The 12,392-nt window shown below is 53.7% G+C and carries 9 protein-coding genes; 8 read left to right on the forward strand and 1 reads right to left on the reverse strand.

Annotated features, from left to right (window positions below; genetic code table 11):
• Positions 1-1,044: ABC transporter substrate-binding protein (locus tag AC2FNB_RS18620; protein ID WP_496748361.1), on the reverse strand; the 1,044-nt coding region annotated here is incomplete at its 3' end.
• 425 nt (positions 1,045-1,469) lie between these two features.
• On the opposite strand from AC2FNB_RS18620, the gene AC2FNB_RS18625 reads away from it, so the two are divergent.
• The 8 genes from AC2FNB_RS18625 to AC2FNB_RS18660 form a co-directional block, all read left to right on the forward strand.
• Positions 1,470-1,898, forward strand: a complete 429-nt coding sequence (locus AC2FNB_RS18625) for a hypothetical protein (RefSeq protein ID WP_480751674.1) — start codon at positions 1,470-1,472, stop codon at positions 1,896-1,898.
• A 2-nt stretch (positions 1,899-1,900) separates the two neighbouring features.
• Entirely contained in the window at positions 1,901-3,916 is a 2,016-nt protein-coding gene (locus tag AC2FNB_RS18630; protein WP_496748362.1) for a dynamin family protein, read from the forward strand.
• Between the two features lie 8 nt (positions 3,917-3,924).
• Positions 3,925-5,700, forward strand: a complete 1,776-nt coding sequence (locus AC2FNB_RS18635) for a dynamin family protein (protein ID WP_496748363.1) — start codon at positions 3,925-3,927, stop codon at positions 5,698-5,700.
• 21 nt (positions 5,701-5,721) lie between these two features.
• Complete coding sequence (locus tag AC2FNB_RS18640; RefSeq protein ID WP_496748364.1) at positions 5,722-6,123, forward strand: hypothetical protein; 402 nt, start codon at positions 5,722-5,724, stop codon at positions 6,121-6,123.
• Positions 6,124-6,146: 23 nt separating this feature from the next.
• On the forward strand, positions 6,147-7,013 hold the full coding sequence (locus AC2FNB_RS18645) for a hypothetical protein (RefSeq protein ID WP_480751679.1): 867 nt from the start codon (positions 6,147-6,149) through the stop codon (positions 7,011-7,013).
• Positions 7,014-7,093: 80 nt separating this feature from the next.
• The gene (locus AC2FNB_RS18650; protein ID WP_496748365.1) at positions 7,094-9,136 is read left to right on the forward strand and encodes a dynamin family protein; all 2,043 of its coding nucleotides are present in this window, start codon (positions 7,094-7,096) and stop codon (positions 9,134-9,136) included.
• Entirely contained in the window at positions 9,133-10,437 is a 1,305-nt protein-coding gene (locus AC2FNB_RS18655; protein WP_496748366.1) for a dynamin family protein, read from the forward strand. The genes AC2FNB_RS18650 and AC2FNB_RS18655 overlap by 4 nt, the downstream gene beginning before the upstream one ends.
• Before the next feature lie 347 nt (positions 10,438-10,784).
• Positions 10,785-12,392: serine/threonine protein kinase (locus AC2FNB_RS18660; protein WP_496748367.1), on the forward strand; the 1,608-nt coding region annotated here is incomplete at its 3' end.

Consider the following 12,392-nt stretch of genomic DNA (forward strand, 5'->3'; position numbering starts at 1 on the left):
GAAGATCTGCTGAGCGACATTGCCCTGAGACAACGCCGGCAGCGATTGGTAAAAGTCATACGACGCGGCGCCCGGAGGCGCATAATTTCGCAGCCATTCATCCCATTTGCGGATCGCATAGACTGCGGCCGGGCCGTTGGCTGCACCACCGCGCGACACGCTAGCGCCAACAGGATTGCAGGTACCCGCTTCCATTCGGATGCCCCATTCGTCGACCGGAATGCCGTTGGGCTCGCCTTTGTCCCCAGCGCCCGCCATTGACAGCCACGCATCGGTCATGCGCCAACCGAGGTCAGGTGCACGCTTGCCGTAATCCATGTGGCCATAGATCGTGACACCATCAACCTCCTTCACGTCATTGGTGAAGAATTCAGCAATGTCCTCGTAGGCCGACCAGTTGACCGGAACGCCCAAGTCATAGCCATACTTTTCTTTGAAAGCAGCCTTCAGGTCTTCGCGGTCGAACCAGTCTTTGCGGAACCAATACAGGTTCGCGAACTGTTGGTCAGGCAACTGATACAAATTGCCATCCGGGCCGGTGGTAAACTGGATTCCCATAAAGTCATCCAGATCCAGCGTCGGCGATGTCGTTGCGGCCCAATCGCCGCCCATCATTTCGGTAAGATTGTAGGCCAGTTGCAGGCGCGAGTGGGTGCCGATCAAGTCACTGTCGTTGACATAGCCGTCATAAAGGTTCCTGCCGGTCTGCATTTGGGTCTGAACAGCCTGAACGACTTCGCCTTCACCAAGAATCTGGTGATTGACCTTGATGCCGGTAATCTCTTCGAACGCCTTGGTCAGCACTTCCGCTTCATATGAATGGGTTGGAATGCCCTCGGAAAGGACGTTGATTTCCATCCCGGAATAGGGGCCTGAGGCGTCGATGAACCACTTCATCTCGGCCATTTGTTCATCTTTTGACAAGGTCGATGGTTGGAACTCGTCGTCGATCCAGCGTGTTGCCGCGGCTTCGTCAGCCATAGCATAGCCGTGTCCCGCAATGACGGCGGCAACCGCCACTGCGGAAAGCAGATGTTTCCTCATCTGTCTCCTCCCAGTGTTATGTTTTTTCCAGCCGAGGCCGGATGACTAGTAGCATTTGCGATTGCCCTGCATTTTGTCAAACTAATTTTTTAGTAAGTGATGTTGAATAGCCTCCTCTGACTGGCCAAGTTATTGTTTGGTGCATCCCTGACCGTTGATCCGTCGGCATGATGGTTTCGGTATTGTTTACGCAGCCAATGGCTTGCCGAAATGCGAGGATTCCATGGGGTCGATTGGACCGTTGAGTTCCGCCATAGTCACTCCTCGCGCAATTCCGCCTCATTTCCGACGTCAAAAATTCTCAATCACGCCAAACAAACACCGTGTTGAGCGCGATGCTCGTAGTTAGGAGTAAACGAGTCTGTCCTTCCATTCGGGGCAAATGTGCCAGTATCCACTCCACTCCTTAGTAAAGGGTATCTGTCGTGAGCGAGCAGTTGAACCGTATGGCCGCAGAGGAAGAGGCAGTTTTCCTGGCGCGTGAAAGTTTCATCTCGGAATTGAAGGCATTGAACAGACGGTATCCAAGAACGGGATTTGGTATATCGCTTTGCACCCATTCAGGTGAAAAATACTTGCTGGCAAACTCCAGTATGCCGTTGCCCGGAAAAAAATCCCAAGGCTTCCCGACGGGCCAACGTGTTGCTAGTCTTGAAAACGGGTCACGCTTCCGCTCGATCGAAGTGCTGGCCGATTCTGAAGCAGTGGCAACATTCAACCCGAAGACCGAAGCCGATATGTTAAGTGATGTGTTAGACCTGATTGCACGGATCGAAGCGCCGGCCAACCTTTTTGCTGGGCGTATTGGCGCGCAGAAAGACTCGGGGAATGTAGTGAGGGGAATTGGAGGGTAAAAATGGCGCGCAACGACCATCTGCTATCTGTCGGCAATGAGGCGTTAACGCCGATGAAATCGGCAATGACAGCTCTGACGACGCAGATAGACCAGTTGACCGAGGTAGCTGATGCGCGCTCGTCGGCCCGGTTGGCTACGCTCAAAGGTCGGATGGAAAACTTTGTAGCAAGTGTCACATTTGTCGGTCAGGTAAAAGCGGGTAAGTCGACTGTCGTTAACATCTTGACGGGACGGCCCGGTTTGCTGCCCTCGGATGTGAACCCCTGGACATCGGTCGTCACGACGCTGAATATCAACACCATGCCCCCGGGCAGCACCAAGGCGAAATTCACTTTCTTCGATCAGGAAGAGTGGGACAATCTTATGGTTGGCGGTGGCCGATTGGGTGAGTTGGCCAACCGTGCCGGTGCAGATGACGAAATGGAAGACATCCGCCGCCAGATCGCTGAAATGAAGGCCAAGTCCGAAGAACGGTTGGGCAAACATTTCGACCTGATTCTGGGTCAGCACCACCAATATGACTATTTCGACGAGGAATTGGTTCAGCGCTATGTATGCCTTGGTGACGAGGACGATCCGGATATCAACCCAAACACTGGCCGTTTCGCGGACGTAACCAAAGCAGCAGAGTTGTACCTTGATCTGCCACAATATCCGATATCTCTAAAGTTATGCGATACGCCCGGCGTTAACGATACGTTCATGGTACGCGAACAGATTACGCTGCGCAGTCTGCGCGGCTCTGAGGTGTGTGTTGTGGTATTGGCTGCCAGCCAGGCGCTGACAACGATGGATGTGGCATTGATGCGGATCATCTCGCAATTCGAGAACCGCCAGATCATCCTGTTTATCAACCGGATTGATGAACTGGCCGACCCTGTTAATCAGGTTCCCGAAATCCGCGAGCGTATCAACCAGACACTTAAACAGAACAATATCAGCGAAGAAACCAGCGTCGTGTTCGGCAGCGCTATTTGGGCCGAGGCGGCGTTGACCGGAAATGCTGACCTGTTGACGGAAGAGTCCCACAGATCGCTGAACACGCTGTATTTGGCCGCCGGATTCGATCCGGCCAGTGCATCACTGGACAAAATCTGGGCGCTGTCGGGTCTTCCAGACTTACTACTGGCCATCAACGAACGGATCGCCGAAGGAGCGGGTGCGCGCCTTATTGATCGGGTGCGCCATCGTGCTCGCAATATTGCCAGTCAGATTCGTGCAACATCCGTTGCTAAGAACATGTCGGGCGCCGAAGAGGGCATCGTTCGCGATCTGGATGGGTTGTCGCCGGATGAAGCTGTTTCCAAGGTTCTTTCCGAATACGAAGAAAAGGCTTCTGTACTGACAGCTGGGATGCGCCAGAAGGTAATGCAACGCCTCGCCGCGGCGGAAGAGAATTTTGTCAAACGCGCCACCGACTCGTTGATTGCTCATCTGGAAGAGAATGGCGAACAGGGTACATGGCAATATGACCCAGCAGGTTTGCGTACCTTGCAAAAAGCTGCCTATTTCAGCTTTGCCCGCAACATGCGCAAAGAAGTTGGTGCGCTTTATGGTGACGCGGCCAAGGATTTCGAGGCGGTCTATCACAAGCTGTTGGGAAACCATTTGGGTGAGTTCAGCATTGAGGCTCCGATTGTTCCTCGCGTTCCACCCCCGCTTGCTATTGGGCGCACGATTGCGCTTGATCTGCAAAGCACGTGGTGGCGCCGTTGGTGGCAACGGCGCAAAGGGTTCGAAGCGTACGCAGCGGACTATACGCGCCTGATCGCTGCCGAAGCCCAATCGATTACCAAGGATATCGAAGAAAACCAGATTGCTTCGGTGTTGGAAAATGTCCGCGCGAACTTGGACGAGTTTATGCGCGAGCAAAAAGAAACCCTTTTGGACATCTCGCAGTCTGGGGACCAGAATCCTGATCGGCGAGCCGCATTGGCCGCTGGTTTCCAACCGGAGAGATCCCGGGATGAGATCCTAGGAGATATCCTGAAAGATCTAAGCAACGAAGCAGCGTAAGAAGAAATATGGCTAAAGAAAACAATATCCGCTTCGTCACGCCCCTAAAGCGGAAACGTATCGAGCGATGGGCCCGCCGCAAGCCGGTGTTTGCCTTGATGGGCGAATTCAGCGCTGGGAAATCGACGCTGTTAAATTTTCTCGTACGAAAGAACACATTGCCGACGCAAGTTACGGCCACTCAGTTGCCTCCGGTTTGGTTTTCTTGGGGAAACAAACCTGCATATGTCGTTTGTCACGACGGCAGCAAATACGAGATTGAGCTTGATCAACTGGATCAGGTTGGCATGGATGATGCGCAATTTATCCGGATCTTTCTGAAGGCGGACATTCTCGAGGCCGTCGATCTGATCGATACACCGGGCATTTCTGACCCCAAGATCTCGGCAGACGTGTGGGAACGTGCCGTAGGGCAAGCGAATGGTGTGATCTGGTGCACTCATTCCACCCAAGCCTGGCGTGAAACCGAACGTGCTACCTGGGTTTCTTTGCCAGAGCGTTTGCATCACAATTCGCTTTTGCTGGTCACGCGGGCGGATGCTTTGGATGCAAAAGATCGTCAAAAGGTTTTGCGCCGGGTAAATCGCGAAGCCGGACACCTTTTCAATCGTACGATTCTGTTTTCTGCCAAGGACGCGATCATTGCTCGCGATCACACAGGCGATTCCGATCTTTGGGTCCGAAGTGGCGGCGGAAAAATGATCGACAGTTTTCTGGAGATCACCGAGAGCATTATGAACACCCGGGCGGAGATATTGACAAGGTATCAGGTGAATCGGAGCCTAGTAAGCACGACAGAGCCTAAGCACAACTCATTCGCGCAGGTGATGCCTGTCCGTCCGGCGCGCATACAGCGACGCGTTGACGACGACCAGCCAGAAACGAGTCGCTCGCGGATCGGTGCTGAAGAAGCCGACAGAATGCGCGAACAGGTTGCGACCCGCGAAATCACAGCCGGTTCCGAATCCGTGCCACCAGAGGATGAACTGCGCTCGGTATTCCGGTTGCAAACAAGTACGTTGTTGAACACCAGCAATGGGCCGAGTCCCGACGAGTCTGAGCGGCATCCGTTCAGACTTCTGAAAGAAAATGCGGTGTCGAACGATTACATCGAAAGCGGTATCGCGGATACCGACGATGCGATCGAATTGGAAACCTCGGTTGAGTTCGCTTTGGCGGATGAAAGTCGCGAAGACACACTTGGCGTCGAAGATGACGCTTTTGTAGTATTCAAGATCGACGGTTCAGATGAGGCGCCATCGGATTATCAAACACAACATGAGTTCGAGGCGCAAGCCACTGAACAACCTCGACCGAGCGGTGCCGAACTGGACAATGCCAGCGCCAAGGAAATTGATAGACCCGGGTCAGATGTCGTTTCATCGATTACCGCATTGATGGCAACGAGCGAGCGCGAGGAAGAGTATGAAGCTCCCTTGGGCGACACTGACCTGTTGGGCGAAGAGCAGCAGGCGAACATATTCGCGTTGTCGGATGCCTCTTCGGCGCCTGATTTCAAAGAAGATGAAGCCGAAGGATCTCCACAGGAAACGGCATTCGAAGTCCCGGAGGGCGTACCTCTAAACGCTGCAAGCATGTGGCGCGAAATCGTCGAATCTGAAGAACTGCCGGAGGATGCTGAAGAACTGTTGGGTGTATTTCAATCGTTCCTGGCAGAGTTTGACCAAATTGCCGCCGAGCATAGTGCCCGCCAGGTTGAGGACGCACTACACGCCATTCCAGGCGTTCGAAAGAAGCAGGGGTCGGAATGGCTCGTTCTGTGACGCCGATTGATTGGAAAAAGCATGTCGCTTGACGCCGCACTCCAATCTGCAATGGAAACGATACCCGAGTGTTTTGCAGCCGGGTACTTTGACATGGCAACCGGAATGTTGCTTGCCCTGAAAGCGGAAGCTGCGGACGGCGAGGAAATTATGGAAACACTTGCACTTGCAGTTGCTAGCCTGTTTCAAGGGAAAGGCATACAAGCATTCGGCGAAATCATTCGGGCGGCGGAAGCTGATGAAGAGGGTGGATGTGGTTTCGGAGAGATTGCCGTCTTTTCAGAGGATCGCTTGCATGTATTTATGCGCACTAAGGAGTATCCTGAACAGGTTGTGTGTTACATCTGCGGAGGCAGTGCCAACGTTGGGTTGGCACTTACCAAATCACACATGAGTCTTGGCGCAGTGGCGGAGGCCGTTTAGAGCAGGGCTTGGGGGGAACAACCGTGATCGACACGGAAATTATCGATATGCTCGGCAAATTGGGCCGCAACGCAAAACCGCGATTGTCGCCTGTCACACAAATAGTTGGGGCATCTGCGGAAGATCGCCGAACAGCACTTCTGCGGGCGATTCGCGCAACAGTTTTGCCCCGTCGCCTGGAAGTAACTGCAGGCGATGGAAGTCATCTAGTGATCGAAGTCAGCAGTTCCCGAGTCACGGACGTTCTGGACGCAAACGTGGGTGATTTGCCGGATTTCGATAATGATCCGCGCGGGGGTGTAACCGACAAGGTAGCACGACTGATCACGGCGATCAGTGCTTCGTCTGGCCCACTAAATCTGATTTCGTTGAACCCCGACAAGACTCCAGACGCTGACGATGTCGGGATCACGATGTCTGAGATTGAGAAAGCCTGTGCAAATCTCGGTCCATCAATCGATAAAGCCTCGCTGGAAACGGTGCCTGTGGAAACGACCAAAAGTGAAAGCGTTTCTGATAAAATCTCATACGACGGGGCACTGGCCGAAAAATTCTTTGAAAAGTCAGAGCAGTTTTCGTTCGGGCAGTTGTTGATTGGGGATGGTGATCTTTCCATGTCCTTTGCCGCCGGTGAGTGCGCGCAGGGCGGATCAATGTGTCCGGACGAAAAAACGCTAAAGAGGCTTTCGGATGATTTGACGGCGTGGGATGCAGATAGTGGTTTCGCAAATTCAGGCCCACAGCTCATCGTGTTGCGCCCGACAGGCGGCAAGGGGAATGGTATTGCTGTCTTACGCGATGGTTCGTCTACGGTGGTTTCGGTTCACGAAGCTCGTAAGCTTGGATCTGTAGTAAACCTCTGGAAGTCTCTAATGCGGGAACGCGAGTAAATTCTGTTCCGGTCGTAACTTCTTGTTTTTTGTTGCTTATCGGTGTGAAAGTTACCCCCATGAGTTCGTAGGGTATTGAAATGAGTGAGACCAGTCGCCGGGAGTTGATCCGGATCGCTGAAGAAATGAACGAAACGGCGAATGACGAAACCCGTCTGTTCATTTCCCGGATCATACGCGATTTGACCGAGCTGAAGCCCGGAGTTGCCTTTGTCGGTCAGATAAAGGCCGGTAAGTCTCGTCTTATCAACGGTTTCACTGGCCACGCAGAGTTTTTACCGTCGGACGTGAATCCATGGACGACTGTGATAACCGATATGCATTTTGGTCACCCATCGGGTCGCGTAAAGGGGGCAGAGTTTCACTTTTTCGACAACCATCAATGGAACGCTTTGATCGCCGAAGGCGAAGAACTGCGCAACATGTTCCCGGACGAGGAGGACAGCTACAAGCGCGAAATGATCGAAGAGCAGGTCGAGGCGATGAAAAATCGCGCACGGCTCAGGCTTGGCGATAGCTTTGAAAAGCTGATGGGTCAGACCCATGATCTGGAGGCGTTAGATTCGACCGACCTTGCCCGGTATGTTTGTGCCGGCGACGACCCCACGGACACCGAAAGAAGCGAACCGAGATCGGATCGTGGGCTTTATAGCGATATAACCCGTAAGGCAGAAGTTTTTTTCGAACTTGGCCATTTTCCTTTTCCGCTGACCGTGACCGACACGCCAGGAGTCAATGACCCGCTTCTGATCCGCGAGGAAATCTCGCGTCAATACCTTAAGGAAGCTGATTTTTTTGTGGTGGTTCTGTCTGCGCATCAAGCGTTGTCCAGGGCAGACCTGAAACTGTTTCGTCTGATGCAGGCCTTGGAGCTTGGCCAGATCGTTGTTTTCATTAATCGTGTGGACGAGTTGAACGGTGGTGCTGACGATGCCGCCAAAGTGCGCTTAGATGTCGAGGAAGGGCTGGAAAGGGCGCTGGGCAATTCGAACATCGACGTTTTGATGGGAAGCGCGCAATGGGCGCATTTCGCCTTGACCGGGGATGAAACAAGCATCAACCACGATAAGGTTCTTGCGTGGCTGCGGGCGCATCCCAAGCAGATGCAAAAGTACCTTGATGGCGTCAGGGACATGAAACAAGGCGCTGGCCCTGTCAGCCGCGAAGCGGTGTTGCGTTTGGCCGCTATGATTGCATCGGGCCTGCCGGATTTGCGCAAGCATGTCACAAAATCTTTGGCCGATGGGCCTTGCGGCGAGCAGCTTCAGATGTCGTGGCAACATCTCAATGGGTTCGCGAAAGGTGATCTGGAGAGAAGCGCAGCCCGAATTCGGGCGTCACAGAATGAGGTTGAGCCAGACGAAATTTGGCACGAGGCGAACAAAGACATCCTTGGTTCCCTTCGCGAGACGGTGGCACAGAAAACAGCCGAAATCGCCCGCGACATGGATGATGTGTTCTCAAATCTGCGGGGTGTCATGGATGACACGGTCGCCGAGATGGTGGCCTCGGTCGTTCGTGGCCCGAACGGTTCATCACCTCTTCTTGCCAAAGGAGGTGCGACGGAACTGGATTTCTCTGGCCTCCGCGAGCGGATGAGGGAACTGGTGCAGAACGCAACTCAAGTCGTTCGCCAGCGCATGTTGAGCGAGCTTTATACAATCGACATGCAAAGCAACGCGGCGCTCAGAGGTCTTCCTGGCTGGAAAGACGGCTCGGAAAGCCGGATGAATACAAGCGCTGTTCGGTGGTTCCGCCCCAATACCACGGCCTTGACGCGAGGCATTACTGTCGAATTACGTGTCAGCTGGTTGTCGCGTTTGATTTCCAAAAACAGTGTCGTGTCTCGTGCGGAAAAAATGATTACGCAGGAATTTGAACTCATCGGTGATGATCTGATTGATACTGCACGTATCGACTTGTTGGAGCGCCTGGACACTGTCCTGACACACCATCTTGCGTTGCTGGCCGGACACCTTGAAAATAGGGATGCCACCGGTGAGGCCAGTGCGAAAGTGAATGCTCAAACCGCATTTGACCAGGCGCGCCGAATTGCGGATGAACTGGATGCGGTGTTTGCCCCGACGCGGGCTGATAGACGAAAGGCGGAGGCAGCAGAGTGATCGAATTTCCCGGAACCGAACAAATTGTCCGGCAACTGGAACGTTTCTTGTCAGCGACCAGAAACGAGCCGCCAACGCCCCATTTGCAAAAGTTGCGCGAGCGCGCAGCGGCTCATGTGGAGCGGCTGTCAAACGCGGTCGCGATTGGATTCGCCGGAGAATTCGGTGCGGGCAAATCCAGCCTTGCGAACATGCTTGCCGGCGCTGATATTCTGCCAACCGGGCCGCACCACCTGCAACTACCTCTGGTCATCGTGGCTTACGCCGATGAACCTGAAACGACGGTCGGCTGGTGGGACAAGCCGCATAAAACCTATGCAGGGATTGCTCTTGAAAAAGCGGCAGCCGACAAGCCCGACTTCATCTCGGTCGGATTGAATTCGCCGGCCATGCGCGAAATATCCTTGTTCGACTTGCCTGGTTCAGGCGCCTTGGATGAAAGCTATAAACAGACCCTCGATCTGCTGAAATTTGTCGACTGCGCAATCTGGTGCAGCAACGGTGCAAATGCATGGCGCGAAACCGAGCGGCATCTGTGGTCGCAGGTTCCCAAGGAGCTTAGGGACAACAGTTTGCTGGCGGTGACACATTCGGATCTGCAACCTGTCCAAGATGCACTCGACCGGGTCCTCGGGCGCTTGCGGAAGGAAACCGCTGGACTATTCCAGAGTGTCGTTCCGATCGGTACTCCCGTAGCAGTCAAGGCGATGTCAAAGGAGCCCGAACCCGATTTCGCACTGTGGGAAGCGTGCGGCGGACAAGCCTTGGCCGAAGCCATTCTAGGGATCGCGTCGGTGCGCCGTCAGAAAGATATTGATGTGGCGAGCGCCGATCTTCAAGACGTGTTTTTACCGGAACTGGAAAAAAGCGTGGTCAAAGCCGAAGGTAAAATCTCGGACATTTTACCCGATGGTTCGTCCGGAGAGGCGTTGCAGGATTACCTGACCGCGGCACTTCCAACGCTATCGAACACCATTCTTGAAGAGTGGCTGGCCGCGATTACCTTGATCTATGAAGATCTGCAGGAAAGCTCTGATATGGATCCGGCGACATTCCTTCAAAGCTGTCAGGAACTGGTAGAGGATTTTGCAGAACGGCTGGAAGGCGGAGGCGAGCTTGATCCGACGGCCGATTGGGTGCCCGCCGAATTCGAGCGGGCGATGGATCTGCTGTTGCTATTACAATTTGAAAGTGGGAAAGCGCCCTTGCGAGACGCGGTGAACATTCTGGCACAGCTGGGCGACAACTTGGCATGGGCAGGCAGTTCAGTTTCCGATGCCTCGAAAAAAACAGGTACCTAATCTGAGTAATCACCGGTTGCGCGGACGGTGGTTGATTCGCTTTGGGCTCGTTGAGCCTTCAGTGCGAAGATTTACTGTTTTATCCGACGATTTTTTCCGTATTATCGACTCTTTTTAGCGCTGCAGGCTTCAGTATTTCGCCGTATTATGTTTAGCATCCACTACGGCTTGATGTATTGCGGTTTCGCTTCATACGTAGGTCATCGCGCGGCCCAATTTTAGTCGTATTTGAAAAGTTTAACCATTTTAGGCCCTGTGGCTGTTTCTGGTGATGAGTTTGGCGGCCTTTGAGCCCTGTTTAATAAGTAATGTTGCGCCGCAGAATCGGAAAGCACGGGCAGGAAGAAATGAGCCAGAATCAGGCAGTCGGACACGATCACGACGATGACACACATATCGAGGTGCTACGACCGGGGGCCCGCCTTCTTCGTGGCCAGTACGAGATTCTCAGCTTTCTCAACAATGGCGGATTCGGGATCACCTATCTGGCACGTGACAGCCTGGAACGGGATGTTGTTATCAAAGAGTGCTTTCCTGGTGCCTTGTGCCGTCGCAACGGCGACAAGGTCGAGGCCGCTGATCCGTCCTATCGCGAGGATCTTCATGCAATCATCGACCTATTCATTCAGGAGGCGCGGAATCACGCGCGACTGGTGCACCCAAATATCGTGAATGTGCATCAGGTCTTCGAGGATAACCAGACCGCCTATATCGCGATGGATTTGATCAAGGGTGGTGATCTGCTGGAATACATGCAGGATCACAAGAACAATGCTACCCCAGATTTTGTGGTGCAGGTCACCGAAAAAATGCTGTCGGCTGTGTCGTTCATCCATGAAAGCGGTATGTTGCACCGCGATATCTCTCCAGATAATATTCTGATCGACCAGAACGAACAGCCTGTTCTGATCGACTTCGGCGCGGCTCGGGAACGGGCGGCAAACCAGAATGCCGCGCTGCTGGCGCTGCGTGTCGTCAAGGATGGTTACTCGCCGCACGAATTCTATGTTCGCGGCTCCGAGCAAGGCCCAAGCAGCGATCTCTATGTGCTTGCGGCCACGTTGTATCACGCGATTAGCGGCGAACGTCCGATTGATGGGCAGACGCGTCTGAATGCATTCAACAACAGCCAACCTGATCCCTATGTACCTCTCGCCAGTCGGTTCGAGGATTATCCCGATGGTTTTTTGGAAGCCATTGACAAGGCAATGGAAATCCATGCAGCTGATCGAGTCCAAACCGCTTTGGAATGGCTCCGGATGTTCCGTGGGCCGGACGTTGCATTCGGCAACTTCACCTATCGCCCGGTGTCCATGATCGTTGCAGTTGATCGAGACGAAAAAGAACCTCTGAGCGAAGCCGAGAAGGAACGCATTCGCGCAGAGACCGAAAATGCAGAGGCGGTCGTGACGGCATTGCTGGCTGGAAACTCTGACATTGCGATCGGAGGAAATCCGGATGGCGCTAAACTACCAACCGAGCTTAAGCCGCAGGAAGAGACACAAGTCGCCGTTGACAAGGTAATTCGAAACGACTCGGGTAGTGGTGGCAAGGTACTAGGCCTTGTTGCTCTGGTGACCGTCGCGGTGGCTGCGGGGGGGTATTTCGCTCTTTCCGGAAGTAAAACAGAATTGGCCTCGCCCGCAACTTCAGAAGGTTCTCCGTCAATCGAAGCTGTTGCCGAACCGCAGGATGAGACAGTGGTGGGTACACAGGATATAGCCCAGACCGATGCAGCGTCAGAGGCTCATGATGAAGCGTCTTCCCAAGCTTTCGCGACTTCCGTTGGAAAGGGCAATGAATCAAGTGCGGTCACTGCGGACGCGTCGGATCCAGAGGCTTCACCGGAACCTGAAAACGCCGAAACTTCTATTGTTGCACCGGTACAAGACGAAGTTATTGAACCAAATACTCCACCGGCGGCAGCGGTTGATGAAGCCGAGTTGGCCGAAGCA

Source organism: Ruegeria sp. BHSB058, from assembly GCF_059613285.1.

Bases quoted from the DNA above. Each gene is read 5' to 3' on its own strand.
- AC2FNB_RS18630 (WP_496748362.1), top strand. From the start codon at position 1,901: ATGGCGCGCAACGACCATCTGCTATCTGTCGGCAATGAGGCGTTAACG.
- AC2FNB_RS18635 (WP_496748363.1), top strand. From the start codon at position 3,925: ATGGCTAAAGAAAACAATATCCGCTTCGTCACGCCCCTAAAGCGGAAA.
- AC2FNB_RS18640 (WP_496748364.1), top strand. From the start codon at position 5,722: ATGTCGCTTGACGCCGCACTCCAATCTGCAATGGAAACGATACCCGAG.
- AC2FNB_RS18650 (WP_496748365.1), top strand. From the start codon at position 7,094: ATGAGTGAGACCAGTCGCCGGGAGTTGATCCGGATCGCTGAAGAAATG.